The organism is Rhodoferax sp. RT4P68, from assembly GCF_056521305.1.
Map to the genome: position 1 here is coordinate 37692 of NZ_JBWMBB010000020.1, position 20733 is coordinate 58424.

The following is a 20733-nucleotide window of genomic DNA, read 5'->3' on the forward strand; positions in this document are numbered from 1 at the left end:
GATGGGTGTGACCCTGACCGAGGCCGCCGCACGTCATGTCAGTCGCTACATCGCCAAACGTGGCAAAGGCGTTGGCGTGCGCCTGGGTGTCAAGACCACGGGCTGCTCGGGGTTGGCCTACAAGCTCGAATACGTCGACGAGCCGGAGCCGCAGGACGTGGTGTTCGAAGACCACGGCGTGAAGGTTCTGGTCGACCCGAAGAGCCTGGCCTACATCGATGGGACCAAGCTGGACTTCGTTCGCGAAGGATTGAACGAAGGCTTTCGCTTCGAGAATCCGAATGAGCGCGACAAATGCGGCTGCGGAGAGAGCTTCCGCGTCTGACGCGCCGCGCCCCCACCCGGACCGCCAGGCCGCAACATGTTGCGGATTGGCGGTTTTTTCTTGTGCCGACCCGCTTGCGCGCCATTCACCATGAATCTTCAGTCCAACGATTTCGAGCTGTTCGACGTGCCGCCGTCTTTCGAGCAGGACGTGGCAGTGTTGCAAGAGCGCTGGAAGGCGCTGCAGCGCGAAGCCCATCCTGATCGGTTCTCGGCGCAGGGCGCGGCCGCGCAGCGCGTCGCCATGCAGTGGTCGGTACGCATCAATGAAGCCTGGCAACGCCTGCGCGATCCGCTGCGGCGCGCCGCCTACCTGTGCGAGCTGAACGGCGTGCCGGTCGACAAGCATGGCAACACCAAGATGCCGCCAGAGTTCCTGATGCGCCAGATGGCCTGGCATGAGCAGCTGGACGAAGCTTCAAGCGTGTCCGACTGCGACACCCTCGCCCAAGAACTCGCCTCCGTACGCGACGACCTGTTGCAGCGCACGGCGCAGTTGCTCGACGTGGCCGGCGACCACGCCGGCGCGGCCGAGCAGGTGCGCGCCTTGATGTTCATCGAGCGTTTAGGCGATGCTGTGGACGACAAGCGCGATGCCTGCCCCGCCGTGGGGGGCATGGCTTCCGAAGGACAATGAAGACATGGCCTTATTGCAGATTTCCGAGCCCGGGTTTTCGCCCGATCCGCACCAGCGTCGCATTGCCGTCGGCATCGACTTGGGCACCACGCATTCGCTGGTCGCCGCCGTGCGCAACGGGGTGGCCGAGTGCCTGCCCGATGCCCAGGGCCGGGTGATTCTTCCGTCCGTCGTGCGCTACCTGGCACCGTCGGCCGGCGGTTCCGGACGCCAGATCGGGCACGAGGCCCTGGCCGCCATGACGGCCGATCCCGAGAACACCATCGCCTCCGTTAAGCGCCTGATGGGACGTGGGCCGGCCGACATCGACCGCGCGCACCTGGCTTACCGCGTGGCGGATGCAGACGGCGCCTTGGGCATGGTCCGCATCGACACCGCGGCCGGGCCCAAGACCCCGGTGGAGGTCAGCGCGGAGATTCTGGCCACCTTGCGCTTTCGTGCCGAGGACAGCTTCGACGGCGACCTGCACGGTGCCGTGATCACAGTGCCGGCCTATTTCGACGACGCACAGCGCCAAGCCACCAAAGACGCGGCGCAGCTGGCCGGCATCCACGTGCTGCGCCTGATCAACGAGCCTACGGCGGCCGCCATTGCCTATGGCCTGGACAACGGCAGCGAAGGCATCTACGCCGTCTATGACCTGGGCGGCGGCACTTTCGACATCTCTATTCTGCGCCTGAGCCAGGGCGTGTTCGAAGTGATCGCGGCCGGTGGCGATTCGGCGTTGGGCGGTGACGACTACGACCGCGCGCTGGCCGATTGGGCATTGCAGGCCACGGGTTTACGCGTCGACAGCGCTGCTGACCGCGTGGCCTTGCAGCGAGCGGCTCGTGCGGCCAAGGAGGCGTTGACGGACCAGGCCAGCGTGGTGCTGCAGGTGGCGCTGGGCAGACAGGCTTTGTCGGTGCAGATCACGCGTGAAGCCTTCGATGCGTGCACGGCCGCGCTCACGACACGCACCATCGCTGCCGTGCGCAAGGCCATGCGCGACGCCCGTTTGACCATCGGCGACGTGCAAGGCACGGTGCTGGTGGGCGGCGCCACGCGCATGCCGCAGATCCGCCAGGCCGTGCACTCTTTCTTCGACAAGGCGCCGCTGACCAACTTGAACCCGGACGAGGTCGTGGCCCTGGGCGCCGCGATCCAGGCCGACCAGCTGGCCGGCAACAGCGGCGCGGCCGATCTGCTACTGCTCGACGTGATCCCGCTGTCGCTGGGCATCGAGACCATGGGCGGCCTGGTGGAGCGCATCGTGCCGCGCAACCAGACCATTCCCACGGCGATGGCGCAGGACTTCACGACCTACCAGAACGGCCAGACCGCCCTGGCGCTGCACGTGGTGCAGGGCGAGCGCGATCTCGTGGCCGACTGCCGCAGCCTCGCGCGATTCGAGTTGCGCGGCATCCCACCGATGGCGGCGGGCGCAGCGCGCATCCGCGTGACGTTCACGGTCGATGCCGATGGCCTGTTGACCGTCAGTGCGCAGGAACAGGGCAGCGGCGTGGAGGCGCGCGTCGACGTCAAGCCGTCCTACGGCCTCAGCGATGAGGAGATCGCCCGCATGCTGCAAGAGAGTTTCTCGACCGCCGGCCAGGACATGCAGGCCCGCGCGCAGGCCGAGGCCCGCGTCGAGCTGGACCGCATGGTGTTGGCCACGCGCAGCGCGCTGCAGGCCGATGGTTCGCTGCTGTCCATCGACGAGCGAGCCGATCTGGACGCGTTGATCGCTGCGGCCGAACAGGCACGCACTGCAGACGACACCCAGGCCATGACCCAGACCACCGAACAACTGGGCAAGGGCACGGAGGCGTTCGCCGCCCTGCGCATGAACCAGGGCATCCGCCAGGCACTGTCCGGCAAGAACATCGAGGCTGTCTGAATGCCCATCATCAAGGTATTGCCCCATCCCGAATACTGCCCTGCAGGCGCCGAGCTGCGGGCCGCGACCGGCACGTCGATCTGCGAGGCGTTGCTGGATCACGGCATCGCCATCGAGCATGCCTGCGATATGAGCTGCGCCTGCACCACCTGCCACGTGGTCGTGCGCCAGGGTTTTGCGTCGCTCAATGAATTGGAAGAGGCCGAGGAAGACCTGCTCGACCGTGCCTGGGGTCTGGAGCCACAGTCGCGGCTGTCGTGCCAGGCACTGCTGGCGCAGCAGGATGTGACGGTAGAGATCCCCAAGTACTCGATCAACCACGCCAAGGAAAATCACTAGCCATGCGCCAGATCGTTCTGGACACTGAGACAACAGGCCTGTCAGCGGCCAACGGAGACCGGATCATCGAGATCGGCTGCGTGGAACTGGTCCAGCGCAAGCTGACCGGCAACAACAAGCATTTCTACCTGAACCCCGAGCGCGACAGCCATGAAGACGCGCTCAAGGTGCACGGGATCAGCAACGAGTTCCTGCGCGACAAGCCCAAGTTCGCCGCCATCGCAGATGAATTGCTCGACTACCTGCAGGGGGCGGACGTCATCATCCACAACGCGCCGTTCGACGTCAGTTTTTTGAACCGCGAACTGGAGCTGGTGGGCCGGGGCAGGTTGGCTGGCATCGTCGCCAGCGTGACCGACACGCTCGTCATGGCCAAGGAAATGTTCCCGGGCAAGCGCAATTCGCTGGATGCGCTGTGCAGTCGCCTGGACGTAGACAACTCAGGTCGCACACTGCATGGCGCCTTGCTGGACGCCGAGCTGCTGGCGGATGTCTACATCAACATGACGCGAGGACAGGACGCGTTGCTGATCGACGTGGAGCCGACCGAGGTTGCCGTGGCCGAGGTGCCGCGCGTGGACCTGTCGACGTTCGCGCTCACGGTGTTGATCGCCTGCGCGGACGAGTTGGATGATCACGAAGCGGTGTTGGCGCAACTCGACAAATCGAGCGGCGGCAAAACGGTCTGGCGGATGATGGAAGAAGCTGTGGCATAATCACAGGCTTTCCTGAACACGATTCAGGGCGGTTAGCTCAGGGGTAGAGCACTGCCTTCACACGGCAGGGGTCGGAGGTTCGAAGCCTCCACCGCCCACCAAAGCAAAAGGACTTGGCAGCAGTGCCAAGTCCTTTTTTGTTGTCCGGGGCCATCACATGTGCCGCCCGGCGGTGGCATCAATCTGCCAGCTGGCCGATGCTGACCACTGCCAGCGACAGGTTGTCCCCGACGCCGCGCGCACGAAGACGTGCCTTTTCGATGATGAACTCGGTCGCCTCACGCGGCGACAGTGTGGCCAGCATGGCGCCCATCTCGTCGTCGAGAAAGTAGTGCCACACACCGTCACTGCAGGCCATGATCACGTCGCCCGGTTGCACCTGTCCAATGCGGTGCACGGCGACCGGTGGGTCGGCTTCGGTTCCCAGGCAACCCAACAGGATGTTGGCGTCCGGATGGTTGTGGGCCTGATCGGCCGTGATTTCTCCGCGATCGACCAGCGTCTGCACGTACGAGTGGTCGAGGGTGCGCTTGCGCAGGCGGCCGTTGTGAAAGTGGTAGATGCGAGAGTCGCCGACGTGAATCCAGTGGCAGTCGCCCGCTGGATTGAGAACGAACGCGGCGATGGTGCTGTGCGGCTCCTGCTCTGAGGCGATCGCGGTGAGTTTGATCACCATGTGTGCTTCGTACACCACGTTGCGCAGCAGCTCCAATGCGTCGTCTGTTGTCGGGTCGTAACGTTCGAACAGCTGGTGTGCGGTCAGCATGACCTGGTTGGATGCCTTGCGCCCGCCACTGCGCCCGCCCATACCATCTGCTACAACGCCCATCACGCACCCGGCCGTGCGTGCGTGGCTGATCAGCGCGACCTGATCCTGCTGGTAGTCTCGGTCACCCTTGTGGATGCCTGTCGCCGCGCTGATCCGATAGCCTTTGCCCATGGTCGGTGTGATGCCCTCGGGCGTTAGGTGATGGTGCAGCAATTATCATCAAGTTTCCTGGCGCGCCGCCTGTTGCGGCGCAGCCTCGCAATGTGCTTTTGAACCATCATTCCCCCGAACGGCAGTTGATCGAACTGCGCATGGAACACGCCGATCTGAACGCGGCCGTGGACCGGCTGGCGTCGAACAGCGCGCGTGATGACCTGCTGCTGCAACGCCTCAAAAAGCGGCGCCTGGCGTTGCGCGACAAGATCTCGCAGCTGGAGATGCAACTGGAACCCAAGGAGCCTGCCTAGGCAACGATGAGCAGCCCACTGGACGAGGGCGTCACAGCGCTGCAGGCGCAGGTGCGTGCCGTGTTCGATGCAGGCGGACCGCTTGCCCGCGCGCAAGCTCGCTTCAAGCCCCGCACCGGCCAGCTCGACATGGCGCTGGCGGTCGCCCGGACGATCGTCGCCGGCGGTGCCCTGGTGGTCGAAGCGGGTACGGGTGTGGGCAAGACGTTTGCCTATCTGGTGCCTGCGTTGCTGAGTGGGGAACGCGTGCTGCTGTCCACGGCAACCAAGACCCTGCAGGACCAGCTGTTCAGCCGTGATCTTCCGCAGTTGCTGGCTGAGCTCGGCTTGCCCGCCCGTGCAGCGCTGCTGAAAGGCCGCAGCAGCTACCTGTGCCTGCACCGCATGTCGATCGCGCGGTTCTCCCTTGGCGACGGCGACGACCGGCATCTGCGCGCCCTGGCCGAGGTCGAGCGCTGGGCGCAGGTGACCCGCACAGGCGATATGGCGGAGCTTGAGGCGCTCGACGAGCGCTCGCCCGTCGTCCCATGGGTGACGTCGACGCGCGAGAACTGCCTGGGCGCGCAGTGTCCGCAGTTCCGCGCCTGTCACGTGAATCTGGCCCGCCGTGAGGCGATGGCGGCCGATGTGGTCGTGGTCAACCACCATCTGTTCTTCGCGGATCTCGCAGTGCGTGAGTCCGGCATGGCCGAGCTGCTGCCGTCGGTGCGCGTCGCCATCTTCGATGAAGCGCACCAGCTCAACGAGATCGGCGTGCAGTTCCTGGGCGCGCAGATGGGTACCGGTCAACTGCTGGACTTCGCGCGGGATGTACTGGCCACAGGGGTGCAGGCTGCGCGCGGCCTTGTCGACTGGAACGAAAGCGTGGCCGACCTGGAGCGCGCGGCGCGCGACCTGCGCATGCTGGCCGGCCCATCGGTGCCAGGCACCAGGCTACGCTGGCTGGGTGTGGCGCCAGAGGGCCTGCACGCCGATGACTGGGTGGCAGCCCTGGACGCGTTGGTCGCGGCCTTGGCAGAGGTGCTGCGCCGGCTGCAATTGGTGGCCGACATGTCGCCGGACTTTGCGCGACTGCACGACCGCGCACGGACGTTGCAAGCGCGCGTGGTGCAGTTTGCTTCGGCGTGCGCAAGCGAAAGCGTGCGCTGGGTCGACGTCGGCACACAGCTTCGCCTGGTCGAAGCGCCGCTCGATATCGCCCGCACTGTGCGAACGCGCTTGCTGCAATCCGAGGATTCTGACGCGCCGACAGCCGCCGGCGGGCGGGCATGGATCTTCACATCCGCAACGCTCGGTGACGATGCGCGCCTGCGATGGTTCACAGAGCCCTGCGGTCTGCAGGATGCGGAAGTCCTGCGCGTCGAAAGCCCGTTCGACTACGCGCGGCAGGCGGCGCTCTACGTGCCGGCGCACCTGCCCAAGCCGGCCGACGCGCGTCACAGTGAAGCGGTCGCCCGGCTGGTCGTGGACGCGGTGCGGAGGTTGGGCGGCCGCACCTTGGTGCTGACCACGAGCCTGCGTGCATTGCGCGCGATCGGCTCGCAGTTGCAGGGCCACTTCGGCGTCGCCGGGCCGCTGCAGGTGCTGGTGCAAGGGCAGATGGCCAAGAGCCGGATCCTGGAGCGGTTTCGTGCAGGCGGCGCTGGCCTTCACGCCGGTTGCGTGCTCGTCGCGTCGGTCTCGTTCTGGGAGGGGGTGGACGTGCCAGGCGATGCTCTGCAGCTGGTGGTGATCGACAAGCTGCCGTTTCCTGTGCCGAGCGACCCGCTGGTCGAGGCACGGACACAGCGTATCCAACTGGAGGGCGGCAATCCGTTCAAGGACTACTTCATTGCCGAGACGGCCGTGGCGTTGAAGCAGGGTGCGGGCCGCCTGATTCGCAGCGAGTCGGACGCCGGCGTGCTGGTGGTGTGTGATGTGCGCCTGACCCAGATGGGCTATGGCCGTCGGCTGCGGGCGGCGCTGCCGCCGATGCGGACGCTGAAGACCCAGGACGAATTCGTCGAGCTGCTGGATGCGCTGGGCGCGAGTGCTGCTACCAGACTTTCCACCACGGCGAGTCTTTCGGCCTGAAGCCGCGCGCCACATACTCGCTCTTGGGGTAATTGGTCTCCAGCACACGGCGGGCGTCATCGCGCAGCTGTGTCATGCCCAACGCTTCGTAGCTCTTGTAGACGATGTACAGGGCTTCCTCAAGAGCCGGCACTTCGCGGTAGTCGGCCAATGCGATCTGCGCCCGGTTGATCGCCGCGACATAGGCGCCCCGCGAGTAGTAGTAGCGCGCCACATGCACTTCGTACTGCGCCAACGAATTGACGATGTAGTTCATGCGCTGGCGGGCGTCGGGCGTGTAGCGCGAATCCGGGAAACGCGCCGCGAGCTCGCGGAAGGATTCGAACGACTCCTTGGCGGCTTTCTGGTCGCGCTCTGACAAGTCCTGCTTGGTCAGAAACGCAAACATGCCCAGGTTGTCGTTGAAGTTGACGATGCCTTTGAGGTACAGCGCGTAGTCCAGCGCGGGGCTGGCGGGGTGCAGCTTAATGAAGCGATCCAGCGTGGCGATGGCCTGCGCCGGTTCGTTCGAGCGGTGGTACGCGTAGGCCTTTTCCAGTTGAGCCTGCTGCGCCAGCGGGGTGCCGGCGGCACGGCCTTCGAGCTTCTCCAACAGGGGGATCGCGCGCTCATAGCCACCCGAGTCCAACTCCTCCTTCGCTTCGGTGAAGATGCGATTGGAACTCCAGCCCTCGGTTTCATCCTTGGGTGTGGATGAGCACCCCGCGAGCACGGCCACGCTGCCGGCGACCAGCAACGAAGCAAGCATCGATAATTTGGAGTGATGAAACACGGACTTTTCCCTTGAAAGAAGCGACGCCGATTATATCGGCCGACCCCTCGGCAGACGCCCTGGACGAGGTCGCCGGCCTGGAGCCGGACGCTGAGACGCGCACATTGCAGATCGATGCGGGCCTGCATGGCCAGCGGCTGGACCGGGCGCTGGTGGCCCTCTTGCCCGAGTTTTCGCGCAGCTTTCTGCAGCAACTGATCGACACGGCGGCGGTGCAGGTGAACCGGCAGCCGGCGCGCAAGTCGGCGGCGCGCGTGCGTGTGGGCGACGCCGTGTCGGTCGAGTTGCGCCCGACCCTGCAAAGCCAGGCTTTCGTGGCGCAAGCCATGGACTTGCGGGTGGTGTACGAAGACGAGCATCTTCGCGTCATCGACAAGCCAGCCGGGCTCGTCGTGCACCCCGCACCGGGCAACTGGAGCGGCACGCTGCTCAACGGCCTGCTGGCCATGGACGCAGGGGCCGCCACCCTGCCGCGGGCGGGAATCGTCCACCGGCTCGACAAGGACACCAGCGGGCTGATGGTCGTGGCCCGAACGCGCGCCACCATGGATGCCTTGGTGAAGCTGATCGCGCAGCGCGAGGTGCACCGGCAATATCTGGCTCTGGCCCATCGCCCGTGGACGGGGCCTGCGCAGCGCACGGTGCAGGCGCCGGTGGGCCGCGACCCGCGCAACCGGCTGCGCATGGCCGTGGTGGACTTGGCGCGTGATGCCGGCAAGCCCGCGCGAACCGACATCGAATGCCTGGACCGTGTCGACGCCGGCTGTTGGCTGCGGTGTACGTTGCACACCGGGCGCACGCATCAGATCCGCGTGCATGCGGCGTCCATCGGGCATCCCTTGGTTGGGGACACGCTCTATGGCGGCGCAGCAGCGGCCGGCCTCACGCGGCAAGCCCTGCACGCCTTCAGGCTGGCGTTTCGGCATCCGGTGACCGGTGCGGATCTGGACCTGCGCTCGACGCTGCCCGACGACATCCGCGAAGGGCTTGCGCAGTGGGGGCTGCGCTACAATCCGTGACCGCGTGCAGACGGCCCGAACTCAGGGCTACGACGCCATCGCCTGATGCGCTCGCCTTGGCTGCAGCCAGCCTTGCCCCGCGCATCCGAGCCCGCACCGTCACGGTGCCAACCCCGGAACCGTACAGCCAACATGAATTCGGCAGAGGCCAAGCATGTCCTCGAAGCGGCCCTGATGTGTTCGCCTCAGCCCTTGCCAGTGCGCGACTTGCGCGTGTTGTTTGATGATGCCTTGGGGGCAGACAGCATCAAGGCGTTGCTGGCCGAGCTGCAGGACGACTGGGCCCAGCGCGGCCTGGAGTTGGTGGGCGTGTCCTCCGGCTGGCGCTTCCAGAGCCGACCCGCCATGCGGCCCTATCTGGACCGCCTGCATCCGGAGAAGCCACCGCGGTACACGCGAGCGGCTTTGGAAACATTGGCCATCATCGCCTACCGCCAGCCGGCGACGCGGGGTGACATGGAGGACATCCGCGGGGTCAGCATCAACGCGCTCGTGCTCAAGCAGTTGGAGGACCGTGGCTGGGTCGAGGTCATCGGGCACCGCGAAACCGTCGGCCGGCCTGCCTTGTTCGCCACGACGCGCCAATTCCTGGATGATTTGGGCCTGGAGTCCCTCGACCAACTGCCCACCGCCGACGACCCGGAGCAACGTGCGGCCTTGTTGGCGTCGCTGGCTCGCACCCACGACCCGGCGCAAGCGGCACTGCCGATGGATGCCGCTGCCGATGCTGCGCCCGAGCCGGTCGACACCTCCCTGGTCGAAGTCTGTACCCCTGGCGATGCGTCGTCAGCTGAATCCTCTCCGTCAACCGAGGAGGCGCCCCGCGTCACCTCCGAGCCAGCAGATCCTTCCCTATGAACGACACCCATGGCAGCGCTCCCGCAACCGACGAGAACGGCATCCCGGACGATGCTCCCGAGCCCGTGACGTTGCCCGACCAATCTGCGGCGCCGGCTGACCAATCTGCAGCGCCCGTGGCGCCGACGGCGCCGGAGCCGCCGGCAGGCGTGGTCGACCGTTTCGCCGACGTCGTGTCGGGCCGGTTCGACGCCGAAGAGACGTTGGCAGAACTGGCACCGCCCAAGCGCGTGTTGCCACCGCAGCCGGAGACGCCCAAGCTGCACAAGATCCTGGCGCAGGCCGGGCTTGGCTCGCGGCTGGAGATGGAGCAGTTGATCACCGAAGGCCGCATCTCGGTCAACAACGAGCCGGCGCACATTGGTCAGCGAATCCAGTTCGGCGACCAGGTCAAGGTCAATGGCAAGTCCATCCGCGTGCGCATCGATGCGCCGCCGCCGCGGGTGATCGCCTACCACAAGCCTGTCGGCGAAGTCGTCACGCACGACGATCCGCAGAACCGGCCGACGGTGTTCCGCAAGCTGCCCAAGTTGTTCCAGGGCAAATGGCAGTCGGTCGGGCGGCTGGACCTCAACACCGAGGGCTTGCTGCTGTTCACGAACTCTGGCGAACTGGCCAACCAGCTGATGCACCCGCGTTTCGGCTTGGAGCGTGAGTACGCGGTGCGCGTGCTGGGTGCTTTGAGCAACGAGGAAAAGCAGCGTCTGCTCGATGGCGTCAGGCTGGACGATGGCATGGCGCAGTTCGGCAGCATCGAGGACGGTGGCGGCGAGGGCTCGAACTGCTGGTACAAGGTCACGATCTCAGAAGGGCGCAACCGCGAGGTTCGCCGCATGCTGGAGGCTGTGGGCCACGCCGTCAGCCGGCTGATCCGCATTCGCTATGGCGCCATGCTGCTGCCGCGCGGCCTCAAGCGCGGCGCCTCACTGGAATTGGACAATCGCGACATCCAAGCCTTGATGCACGCAGCCGGTGCGTCGCAGGACGGTGCCAATGGCGGTCGCCGCGATGAACGACGAGGCCCCCCTGGTGGTGGCGAGAACCAGGGCCAGCCGCGCGGTGCCGCTCCCGGGCGCGGCAAGCAGCGTGGCGGGCGCAACGCCAGTGGTGGCCGCCCGCCGGGCGCTGGCAATGCCGGTGGCCCCAGGCGAGATGCGGGTCGCGACATGGGCCGCGATGCGGGGCGGGACGGCGGACGCGGGGAAGGACCGATCCCCAATCCGCTGGGGACCAGCACCCTGGGCGGCGGTGCTCCGGGCCAGCGGCGCGGCAACCGCGATGACCGGGCAGACCGGGGGCCTGTGGGTGGTCAGCCCGATCCGATGAAAACGTCGTTCGGCTACATCGGCGCCGACAGTTTCACGCGCCAGCGCCAGGGCCCCGGCCAGCCGCGTCGTGGTAGTGGCGGTGGCGGTGGCGGTGGAGGAGCCGGCGGAGGAGGCGGTGGTGGCGGCGGTGGCCGTCCACCCCAGCGGCGGGGCGGCCGCGGCCGCTAAGCCCGTGTGTGGGTGGGTCAAGACCCTGACCCCGGTAAGCTTTCAAAGCGCGTCATAGGCCATGGCTAAAATGGCAGGCTTTGCGTGCGCATGTGCATCGTGAAAAATCCTTTGTCTTCATCGACTTCCCGCAATCACCAGGACTCCAGAAAAATGGCTTTCGAACGCACCCTTTCCATCATCAAGCCCGACGCTGTCGCCAAGAACGTGATCGGCCAGATTTACGCCCGTTTCGAGGCTGCAGGCCTGAAGGTCGTTGCGGCCCGCATGGTGCACCTGTCGCGTGGCGAGGCTGAGCAGTTCTACGGAGTCCACAAGGAGCGCCCCTTCTTCAAGGACCTGGTCGAGTTCATGATCTCCGGCCCCGTCATGATCCAGGCGCTGGAAGGCGAGAACGCCATCCTCAAAAACCGCGATCTGATGGGCGCGACCGATCCCAAGAAGGCTGCCGCCGGCACCATCCGCGCCGACTTCGCCGACAGCATCGATGCCAATGCCGTGCACGGTTCGGATGCCGCTGAGACCGCCCAGGTCGAGATCGCGTTCTTCTTCCCTGGCATGAACGTCTATTCGCGCTGACATGCGTAGCCCCGCGCGTTGCCGCCTCGTCGTGGCGCCACCGATCGCGCGGGGTGTGAGTGTGCCCGTCCCGCGGCACGCCTGAGGCTGTTCATGCAAGCCTCCACCAATCTGCTGGACTTCGACCTTGACGGGCTCGCGGCATTCTGTGAGACGCTGGGCGAGAAGCGCTTTCGCGCAACGCAATTGTTCCGCTGGATCCACCAGCGCGGCGCCTCCGACTTCGCGCTCATGAGCGATCTGGCTAAGTCCCTGCGCAGCAAGCTGCAGGCTTGTGCGCACGTGACAGCGCTTCCGGTTCTGACCCAGAACATCTCGGCAGACGGCACCATCAAGTGGCTGTTCGACGTCGGGGCGGGCGATGCGGTCGAGGCCGTGTTCATCCCGGAAGATGACCGCGGCACGCTGTGCATTTCCTCGCAAGCTGGCTGTGCGGTGGGCTGCCGCTTCTGCTCGACTGGGCACCAGGGATTCAGCCGGAATCTGACGACTGGCGAGATCCTGGCCCAGCTGTGGTTTGCCGAGCATTTCCTGCGCCAGCGCTTCGGGACCGATGAGCGCGTCATCTCCAACGTCGTCATGATGGGGATGGGCGAGCCCCTGCAGAACTACACCGCTCTTGTACCGGCCCTGCGCGCCATGCTGGACGACCACGGCTATGGGCTGTCACGCCGGCGCGTGACCGTGTCCACTTCAGGCGTGGTCCCCATGATGGACCGCCTAGGCGCCGACTGCCCGGTAGCGTTGGCTGTTTCGCTGCACGCGCCGCACGACGAACTGCGAGACCAGCTGGTGCCATTGAACCGCAAGTACCCGTTGGCCGAATTGATGGCCGCCTGCAAGCGCTACCTGGCGCACGCGCCGCGCGACTTCATCACCTTCGAATACTGCATGCTGGACGGCGTCAACGATCAGCCCGAGCACGCCCGTGCGCTCATCGCACTGGTGGAGCAGCACCGTGATGGCGGCGTCTGGTGCAAGTTCAACCTGATTCCGTTCAACCCGTTCCCGGCGTCCGGGCTGGTGCGCTCCAGCGCGCCGCGCGTGGCGGCGTTTGCCAAGATGCTGTCGGATGCCGGCCTTGTCACCACCGTGCGCAAGACCCGCGGTGACGACATCGACGCCGCCTGCGGCCAACTGGCGGGTGACGTGAAGGACCGTACGCGCGTGGGCCAGCGCATCGCGCAGCAACGCACGGTGGTCTGGCACGGTGCGGGCGCGCCGCGCGCCGTAGCGCCCGAAGGGACCTGAGGCATGTGGCATTCGTTGCGGCGGCGCCTGTGCAGTGCGCGTTGGTGGGCATCAAGCGGTGTGGTCGTGCTCGCTGCGCTGCAGTTGCAGGCTTGCGCCGTGCCGCCGGGTGGCTTGCACACATCATCGACGCGTGATGACCTGCTGACCCCGTCGGATGAGCCCGAGACGCGCCGGCGCGCGCGCGTCCGGCTGCAGCTGGCGTCGGGCTATTTCGACCAGGGGCAGACCACCGTAGCACTGGACGAATTGAAGCAGGCATTGGCGATCGACCCGTCGTTCGCGGACGCCTTCAATTTGCGCGGCCTGATCTTCATGCGGCTGAACGACGTGCAGCTGGCCGAAGATAGTTTTCGCCGCGCCCTGGCCTTGAATCCGCGTGAACCTTACACGGCGCACAACTATGGCTGGCTGTTGTGTCAGCTCACGCGGTTCGGCGAGGCCGATCTCCAGTTCGGCCACGCACTTGCACACCCCAGCTATACGGGCAAGGCCAAGACCTACCTGGCCCAGGGCATGTGCCAGCAACGCGCCAATCAGGTGGCCCTGGCCGAGCGCAGTTTCAGTCGCTCGTATGAGTTGGACCCCGGCAACCCCATCACTGGCTACAACCTGGCGCTGCTGCTCTACCAGCGGGGGGACTATCCGCGTGCCCAGTTTTACATCCGGCGCATCAACAACACCGAGTACGCCAACGCCGAATCGTTGTGGCTGGGCATCAAGGTCGAGCAGCGTGCAGGGGACCAGGAAGCGTTCGAGCAATTGAGCGCTCAACTGAGAAAACGTTTTGCGCAGTCGCGCGAGTATCTGGCACTGGAGCGCAGGGCTTTCGATGAGTGACGTCACCCAATCCCCTGGGCCGTTGGACGGCAAGGCGCCCTCTGCAGAAGCCGCTGGCGCCATGCTGCGCAAGGCGCGCGAGGCAGCCGGCCTACATGTCGCGGCCCTGGCTGTCGCGCTGAAGGTGCCCGTCAACAAGCTGGAAGCGCTGGAAGCCGGCCGCATCGACCTGTTGCCGGACGCCACGTTTGCGCGCGGGCTCGCAGCCAGTATCTGCCGTGGCCTGAAGATCGATCCGAAGCCGGTGCTGGACTTGATGCCGGGCATCGGAAATTCGCGGCTGGGCACAACGCCGCCCATCAATGAACGCTTCGAACCGGCGGGCTCGTCATCCGGGGCGACTTGGCGGCAGCTCCCCAGTCCCGTGGTGTTCGCCGTGCTGCTGTTGCTGCTCGGCGCACTGGCCATGTATTTCTACCCGCTCGCTCCGGCGGAACCAGACCCTTCTGCAGACGCTGCGACGCCGGCGCCCGGAACGGTGCAGATGACAGTGCCCAGTGAGGCGGTGGCGCCCGTCGCGCCGGCTTCGATGGCGCTGCCCGCGCCGCAGGCCATGCTGGCCCAGCCCGGCGTGAGCGCCGCGGTCGCAACCGCACCCGTGCCTGCCGCGTCGACCCCCGAGGGCGATGGCCTGATGGTGTTCACTGCCAAGGGAGAGTCCTGGGTCCAGGTCACCGATGCCAACGGCGTGGTCATCTTGCGCCGCACCATGCAGGCCAATGAGCGTGCGACTGCCACGGGCGCCTTGCCACTGGCTGTGGTGGTCGGTCGCATCGACGTCGTGGACGTACAACTGCGCGGCAAGGTCATGGACTTGCGATCGATTGCCAAGACCAACGTCGCGCGCTTCGAGGTGAAATGACCATGCAGCAACCCCCATCGTTCCAGACTCCGATTGCGCCCATCGCCCCCGCCGCGCGCCAGTCCATGCAGGCCCTGGTGCGCTGGCAAGGGCGCGAGGTCGGCATTGGCGGCGACGCTCCCGTGCGCGTGCAGTCCATGACCAACACCGACACGGCGGACGCGATCGGCACTGCCATCCAGGTCAAGGAGCTGGCGCTGGCCGGCTCCGAGCTGGTGCGCATCACAGTCAACACGCCAGAGGCCGCTGCGGCCGTGCCACACATCCGCGACCAGCTAGACCGCATGGGCATCGACGTGCCCCTGATCGGCGACTTCCACTACAACGGCCATCGGCTGTTGACCGACTATCCGGCCTGCGCCGAAGCCCTGTCCAAGTACCGCATCAACCCCGGCAACGTGGGCAAGGGCGACAAGCACGACCGGCAGTTCGGCCAGATGATCGAGGTGGCAATGCGCTGGAACAAGCCGGTGCGCATCGGCGTGAACTGGGGCAGCCTCGATCAGGAGCTGCTGGTCAGCATGATGGACGAGAACAGCCGGCGCGCCCAGCCGTGGGAGGCCAAGCAGGTGATGTACGAGGCGTTGATCACCTCTGCCATCACCTCGGCCCAGCGTGCCGAAGAAATGGGCATGCCCGGCCACCAGGTCATCCTGTCGTGCAAGGTCAGCGGCGTGCAGGACCTGATCACCGTCTACGGCGAACTCGCACGTCGCTGCCGCTACCCCTTGCACCTGGGCTTGACCGAGGCCGGCATGGGCACCAAGGGCACAGTGGCCTCGGCTGTCGCTCTGTCCGTGCTGCTGCAGCAGGGCATTGGCGACACGATCCGCGTTTCGCTCACGCCGCAGCCCGGCGAGGCAAGGACGCAGGAAGTCGTCGTCGCCTCCGAGATCCTGCAGGCGCTGGGGTTGCGCAGCTTCGTGCCCAGCGTCACGGCCTGCCCTGGCTGCGGCCGCACGACCAGCACCACGTTCCAGGAACTGACCAAGCAGATCGACGATTTCCTGCGTGCACAGATGCCAGTCTGGCGCGACCGCTACCCCGGAGTCGACCAGTTGCGCGTGGCCGTCATGGGCTGCATCGTCAACGGCCCGGGCGAGAGCAAGCACGCCGACATCGGCATCAGCCTGCCCGGCACTGGCGAGGCCCCGGCCGCGCCGGTCTTCATCGATGGTGAGAAGGCCATGACGCTGCGCGGTGACGGTATCGCGCAGGAGTTCCAGAAGATCGTCGAGAACTACATCGAGAAGCGCTTCGGCACGCCTGCCGCGACCGAAGCAGCCTGACATCCATGCAAGACCAAGCACCTGCCGCCGCTGCGGCCCGCCCCGCCATGGCCAAGCTGGAGAAGCTCAGCGCCGTGAAGGGCATGAACGACATCCTGCCGCCGGACTCTGCGCGCTGGGAATGGCTGGAAGACAAGATCCGCGCGCGCATGGCGAGCTTTGCCTACCGCAACATTCGCACGCCGATCGTCGAGCCCACAGCGCTGTTCGTGCGCGGCACCGGCGAGACGACCGACATCGTCGAGAAGGAGATGTATTCCTTCGAAGACCGGCTCAACGGCGAGGCCCTGACGCTGCGGCCCGAGAACACGCCCGGCGTGGCGCGCGCCGCCATCGAGCACAACCTGACGTATGACGGCGGCAAGCGGCTCTACTACATGGGCCCGATGTTCCGCCACGAGCGCCCGCAACGAGGCCGCTACCGGCAGTTCCACCAGCTCGGCGCCGAGGCTCTGGGCTTTGCCGGCCCCGAGGTCGACGCCGAACTCATGCTGCTGGTGCACCAGCTGTTCGCCGACCTGGGCCTGCGCAATGTGCGCGTGGAACTGAACAGCCTGGGTGTACCGGCCGAGCGCCAGGCGCACCGCGCGGCGCTGATCGCGCACTTCCAGCAGCACGCCGACCTCCTGGACGCCGACGCCCAGCGCCGGCTGCAGACCAATCCGCTGCGCATCCTGGACACAAAGAACCCTGCCATGCAAGAGCTGGTGCAGGGCGCGCCGCAGTTGCTGAGTTACCTGGGTGAGGCATCGCTGAAGCACTTGCAGACCGTGCAGCAATTGCTGACGGCCTGCGGGGTCTCGTGGCGTGTCAACCCGCGTCTGGTGCGTGGGCTCGACTACTACAGCCACACCGTGTTCGAGTTCATCACCGATGAGCTCGGCGCGCAGGGCACGCTGTGCGGCGGTGGCCGCTACGACGGGCTGTTCGAGCTGCTGGGTGGCAAGCCGACCCCGGCCGTGGGCTGGGGCATGGGGCTGGAGCGTGTGTTGGAGCTGGTGCGCGCGCAGAGCGAGGCCTCGGCGCTGCCGGTGCCTGATGTCTATGCCGTCGTGCCCGACGCGGTCGCACTGCCGCGCGTGCTACCGGTCCTGCAGACCCTGCGCGCGTTGGGCGTGCAGGTGCAAATGCACGCTGGCAGCGGCGAAGGGCAGGGCAGCATGAAGACGCAGTTCAAAAAGGCGGACGTCAGCGGCGCTCGCTTTGCGCTGGTCTTCGGTGCCGATGAACTGGCCCAGGACAGCGTGACCGTGAAGACCTTGCGCGATGGCCAGGGTGAGCAGCGCCTGCAGCCGCTGGCGAACCTGGCCAGCTGGGGGCCGACCCTACAATCGCGCGCTTAAAATTTGGGCAATCCATGGCACAACATCTCGATCTCGAAGAACAAGAACAGCTCGACCAGTTCAAGCATTTCTGGCAGCGCTACGGCAATGCCATCACCTGGCTGTTGATCGTGGTCCTGGCGGGCTTCGCCGGGTGGAACGGCTGGCAGTATTGGCAGCGCAACCAGTCGGCCCAGGCGTCGGCACTCTATGACGAGGTGGACCGCGCAGCCAAGGCGGGTGACGTCACGCGCCTTGAACGTGCCTTCGGCGACATCCGTGACAACTACGCCGGCACGCTGTACGCACAGCAAGCCGGGCTGCTTGCCGGCAAGACGCTGCATGACAAGGGCAACCTGGATGCCGCCAAGGCGGCGCTGGGCTGGGTGGCCGACAAGGCGTCCGACCCCGCCTACCAGGCCATGGCACGCCTGCGACTGGCTGGCATGCACCTGGATGCCAAGTCCTACGATGCGGCGATGGCCCAACTCTCGGGCAGCTTTCCGGGCGAGTTCGCGGCGCTGGCATCGGACCGCCGGGGTGACGTCCTGCTGGCACAAGGGAAGAAGGCCGAAGCCTTGACCGAATACGGCAAAGCCTTTGCAGGCCTGGAAGAGCGCATGGAGTACCGCCGCATGGTCGAGGTCAAGCTCAATGCCATGGGTGTCGATCCGACGGCCGCAGGGGCCGGCAAGTGAGCCCGGCCCTGTGGAGCCGTCGCCGGCTGGCCGTCTGCGGCATGGCACTTGCCTTGCTGGGGGGCTGCGCCAGTTCCAGCAAACCCAAGCCTGCGGAGTTGGGACCCAACCCGGGCCTGCTCGGCGTTCGCCAGGTCTGGAGCGCCCAGCTTGGCGACGTGGCGTTCCCGTTGGAAGTACAAGTCGTTGGCAGCCAGATCGCCATGGCCAGCAGTGACGGCATGGTGGTGGCGCTGGACGCGCGAAGTGGGCGCGAATTGTGGCGCGCCTCGACCAAGAGCCGCGTCTCCGCAGGGGTGGGCAGCGATGGCAAGTTGGTCGCCGTGGCAACCCGGGGCAATGAAATCGTGGCGTTCGAAGGCGGACGTGAGCTCTGGCGCCAGCGCATGGCCAGCCAGGTGCTGACTTCGCCCCTAGTCGCAGGCGGCCGCGTGTTCGTGCTCGCGGGCGATCGTTCGGTCACGGCGCTGGACGGCGCCAGTGGGCGCAGGCTGTGGAACCAGCAGCGCCCTGGCGAAGCTCTGGTGTTGCGCCAGCCGGGCGTGATCCTGGCCGTTGGCGACACGCTGGTGGTCGGCTCGTCCGGTCGCCTGGTCGGGTTGAACCCGGCGAACGGTTCGGTCCGCTGGGATGCCCCCATTGCTACACCCCGTGGCACCAATGACGTCGAACGCCTGGTCGACCTGGTTGGCCGCGTCAGCCGGGTCGGCGATTCGGTCTGCACGCGCGCCTTCCAGGCTGCTGTCGGATGTGTGAACACCGCGGGCGGTAGCGTCGCCTGGACCAAGCCATCGCCCGGCTACCAGGGGGTGCATGGCGATGACAAGCTGGTGTTCGGCCCCGAGCGTGACGGCAAGGTCGTGGCGTGGCGCCGTGCCGACGGCGAGCGCGCCTGGGTCAGCGAACGCCTGCGCTATCGCGAATTGACCGCGCCACTGGCGCTGGGGCGCTCAGTCGTTCTCGGCGACGAGTCCGGCATCGTGCATTTCCTGTCGCGCGAGGACGGCACCCCGCTTGCCCGCGTGACCACCGACGGCTCGGCCATCGTTGCCGCGCCGGTCGTGGCCGATGACACGCTGATCGTGGTCACCCGCAAGGGTGGCGTATTCGGCTTCGCGCCGGAGTAATCGAGCGACATGAAACCTGTCATTGCCCTGGTGGGCCGGCCCAACGTCGGCAAGTCCACGCTCTTCAACCGGTTGACGCGTTCGCGCGACGCCATCGTGGCCGACTTCGCTGGCCTGACGCGTGACCGTCACTACGGCAATGGCAAGCACGGCAAGCAGGAGTACATCGTCATCGACACCGGCGGCTTCGAGCCGACGGCCGAGAGTGGCATCTACAAGGAGATGGCCAAACAGACGCGCCAGGCGGTTGCTGAAGCGGACGTGGTGATCTTCGTGGTCGACGCGCGGGGCGGTGTGTCCGCGCAGGACCACGACATCGCCAACTACCTGCGGCGCCTCGGCAAACCCTGTGTGCTGGCGGCCAACAAGGCCGAAGGCATGACCGAGAGCCACCAGACCAGCGACTTCTACGAGCTGGGCCTGGGGGAGGTGCATGCAGTCTCCGCCGCGCACGGCCAGGGCATTCGCACGCTGCTGGATCTGGCGCTTGCGCCACTGCAACTGCCAGAGGTGGGCGAAGACGAGGAGGGCGCCGACCCCGGCGTGATCCGTCTGGCGGTCGCAGGGCGGCCCAACGTCGGTAAGTCGACGTTGATCAACACCTGGCTGGGCGAAGAGCGCCTGGTGGCATTCGATCTGCCAGGAACCACGCGCGACGCGATCTCCGTGCCCTTCGAGCGGCACGGCCAGCGCTTCGAGCTGATCGACACGGCCGGTCTGCGCCGGCGCGGCAAGGTGTTCGAAGCCATCGAGAAGTTCTCGGTCGTCAAGACCTTACAGGCGATCGAGGGCGCCAACGTCGTCCTGCTGCTGCTGGACGCCACACAGGGCGTGACCGACCAGGACGCGCACATCGCGGGGTACATCCTGGAGAGCGGCCGCGCCGTCGTCATCGCCATCAACAAGTGGGATGCCGTGGACGCCTACCAGCGTCAACTGGTGCAGCGCTCGATCGAGACGCGGCTGCCGTTCCTCAAGTTCGCATCGATGCACTTCATCTCGGCGCAAAAGCGCCAGGGCCTGGGGCCGGTGTGGGGCGCCATCACCCAGGCGCACAAGGCCGCCATGTGCAAGATGTCCACGCCGGTGCTGACGCGGCTGTTGCTGGAGGCTGTGCAGTTCCAGAGCCCCAAGCGCGGGGGCATGTACCGGCCCAAGCTGCGCTATGCGCACCAGGGCGGCATGAATCCGCCGATCATCATCATCCACGGCAACTCGTTAGAGCACGTGACAGAAACGTACAAGCGGTTTCTGGAGGGCCGGTTCCGCAAGGAATTCGACTTGACAGGCACCCCGTTGCGGATCGAGATGCGTAGATCTGATAACCCGTTCGCCGACAAAAAGTAGGGCTGGACCAGTGGAACTCACCGGAGTTGTACGGTTTCTGACGTAATCGGCTGAACGATTCGGGCAGAA

General features: G+C 66.3%; 21 protein-coding genes and 1 tRNA gene. 20 read left to right on the forward strand and 2 right to left on the reverse strand.

The window, feature by feature from the left end:
- The first annotated feature begins 1 nt into the window (after position 1).
- The 6 genes from iscA to AC099J_RS29515 all read left to right on the forward strand — a co-directional run bounded on the left by iscA (position 2) and on the right by AC099J_RS29515 (position 3996).
- Positions 2-325 (forward strand): iron-sulfur cluster assembly protein IscA, encoded by a 324-nt coding sequence (gene iscA / locus AC099J_RS29490; protein ID WP_479618884.1) that lies wholly within the window; start codon positions 2-4, stop codon positions 323-325.
- 90 nt (positions 326-415) lie between these two features.
- Entirely contained in the window at positions 416-961 is a 546-nt protein-coding gene (gene hscB / locus AC099J_RS29495) for a Fe-S protein assembly co-chaperone HscB (protein WP_479618885.1), read from the forward strand.
- Between the two features lie 4 nt (positions 962-965).
- Positions 966-2840: a Fe-S protein assembly chaperone HscA gene (gene hscA / locus AC099J_RS29500; RefSeq protein WP_479618886.1), complete on the forward strand. Its 1875-nt coding sequence runs from the start codon at positions 966-968 to the stop codon at positions 2838-2840.
- Positions 2841-3179, forward strand: a complete 339-nt coding sequence (gene fdx / locus AC099J_RS29505; protein WP_479618887.1) for an ISC system 2Fe-2S type ferredoxin — start codon at positions 2841-2843, stop codon at positions 3177-3179.
- A 2-nt stretch (positions 3180-3181) separates the two neighbouring features.
- The gene (dnaQ, locus tag AC099J_RS29510; RefSeq protein ID WP_479618888.1) at positions 3182-3895 is read left to right on the forward strand and encodes a DNA polymerase III subunit epsilon; all 714 of its coding nucleotides are present in this window, start codon (positions 3182-3184) and stop codon (positions 3893-3895) included.
- 26 nt (positions 3896-3921) lie between these two features.
- Positions 3922-3996 (forward strand) — tRNA-Val (locus tag AC099J_RS29515).
- Positions 3997-4073: 77 nt separating this feature from the next.
- Here AC099J_RS29515 and AC099J_RS29520 read toward each other — a convergent pair.
- Positions 4074-4835 carry a PP2C family protein-serine/threonine phosphatase gene (locus tag AC099J_RS29520; RefSeq protein ID WP_479618889.1) on the reverse strand — a complete coding sequence of 254 codons (762 nt, stop codon included), beginning with the start codon at positions 4833-4835 and terminating at the stop codon, positions 4074-4076.
- Between the two features lie 140 nt (positions 4836-4975).
- Between AC099J_RS29520 and AC099J_RS29525 the strand changes: the two genes are divergently transcribed.
- Positions 4976-5131, forward strand: a complete 156-nt coding sequence (locus AC099J_RS29525; protein ID WP_479618937.1) for a YdcH family protein — start codon at positions 4976-4978, stop codon at positions 5129-5131.
- A 6-nt stretch (positions 5132-5137) separates the two neighbouring features.
- Positions 5138-7204: an ATP-dependent DNA helicase gene (locus AC099J_RS29530; RefSeq protein ID WP_479618890.1), complete on the forward strand. Its 2067-nt coding sequence runs from the start codon at positions 5138-5140 to the stop codon at positions 7202-7204.
- Here AC099J_RS29530 and AC099J_RS29535 read toward each other — a convergent pair.
- The gene (locus AC099J_RS29535) at positions 7167-7952 is read right to left on the reverse strand and encodes an outer membrane protein assembly factor BamD (protein ID WP_479618938.1); all 786 of its coding nucleotides are present in this window, start codon (positions 7950-7952) and stop codon (positions 7167-7169) included. The two genes, AC099J_RS29530 and AC099J_RS29535, sit on opposite strands and share 38 nt — an antisense overlap.
- Positions 7953-7987: 35 nt before the next feature.
- Here AC099J_RS29535 and AC099J_RS29540 point away from each other — a divergent pair, with 35 nt between their 5' ends.
- The 12 genes from AC099J_RS29540 (at position 7988) to der (ending at position 20664) form a co-directional block, all read left to right on the forward strand.
- Positions 7988-8995 carry an RluA family pseudouridine synthase gene (locus AC099J_RS29540; RefSeq protein ID WP_479618891.1) on the forward strand — a complete coding sequence of 336 codons (1008 nt, stop codon included), beginning with the start codon at positions 7988-7990 and terminating at the stop codon, positions 8993-8995.
- A gap of 132 nt (positions 8996-9127) precedes the next feature.
- On the forward strand, positions 9128-9853 hold the full coding sequence (gene scpB, locus AC099J_RS29545) for an SMC-Scp complex subunit ScpB (protein ID WP_479618892.1): 726 nt from the start codon (positions 9128-9130) through the stop codon (positions 9851-9853).
- The gene (locus AC099J_RS29550) at positions 9850-11349 is read left to right on the forward strand and encodes a pseudouridine synthase (protein WP_479618893.1); all 1500 of its coding nucleotides are present in this window, start codon (positions 9850-9852) and stop codon (positions 11347-11349) included. The genes scpB and AC099J_RS29550 overlap by 4 nt, the downstream gene beginning before the upstream one ends.
- A 153-nt stretch (positions 11350-11502) precedes the next feature.
- Positions 11503-11928 (forward strand): nucleoside-diphosphate kinase, encoded by a 426-nt coding sequence (gene ndk, locus AC099J_RS29555; RefSeq protein ID WP_479618894.1) that lies wholly within the window; start codon positions 11503-11505, stop codon positions 11926-11928.
- Positions 11929-12021: 93 nt separating this feature from the next.
- Positions 12022-13179, forward strand: a complete 1158-nt coding sequence (gene rlmN / locus AC099J_RS29560; protein WP_479618895.1) for a dual-specificity RNA methyltransferase RlmN — start codon at positions 12022-12024, stop codon at positions 13177-13179.
- 3 nt (positions 13180-13182) lie between these two features.
- The gene (gene pilW, locus AC099J_RS29565; RefSeq protein ID WP_479618896.1) at positions 13183-14019 is read left to right on the forward strand and encodes a type IV pilus biogenesis/stability protein PilW; all 837 of its coding nucleotides are present in this window, start codon (positions 13183-13185) and stop codon (positions 14017-14019) included.
- Positions 14012-14881: a helix-turn-helix domain-containing protein gene (locus AC099J_RS29570; protein ID WP_479618897.1), complete on the forward strand. Its 870-nt coding sequence runs from the start codon at positions 14012-14014 to the stop codon at positions 14879-14881. Before pilW ends, AC099J_RS29570 begins: the two co-directional genes overlap by 8 nt.
- A gap of 2 nt (positions 14882-14883) precedes the next feature.
- Entirely contained in the window at positions 14884-16170 is a 1287-nt protein-coding gene (gene ispG / locus AC099J_RS29575; RefSeq protein ID WP_479618898.1) for a flavodoxin-dependent (E)-4-hydroxy-3-methylbut-2-enyl-diphosphate synthase, read from the forward strand.
- A 56-nt stretch (positions 16171-16226) separates the two neighbouring features.
- Positions 16227-17513 (forward strand): histidine--tRNA ligase, encoded by a 1287-nt coding sequence (gene hisS / locus AC099J_RS29580; protein WP_479618939.1) that lies wholly within the window; start codon positions 16227-16229, stop codon positions 17511-17513.
- Positions 17514-17527: 14 nt separating this feature from the next.
- A complete protein-coding gene (locus AC099J_RS29585; protein WP_479618899.1) occupies positions 17528-18190 on the forward strand; it encodes a YfgM family protein in 663 nt (220 codons plus the stop codon).
- Entirely contained in the window at positions 18187-19317 is a 1131-nt protein-coding gene (bamB, locus tag AC099J_RS29590; RefSeq protein ID WP_479618900.1) for an outer membrane protein assembly factor BamB, read from the forward strand. The genes AC099J_RS29585 and bamB overlap by 4 nt, the downstream gene beginning before the upstream one ends.
- 9 nt (positions 19318-19326) lie before the next feature.
- A complete protein-coding gene (der, locus tag AC099J_RS29595; protein ID WP_479618901.1) occupies positions 19327-20664 on the forward strand; it encodes a ribosome biogenesis GTPase Der in 1338 nt (445 codons plus the stop codon).
- Positions 20665-20733: the final 69 nt, after the last annotated feature.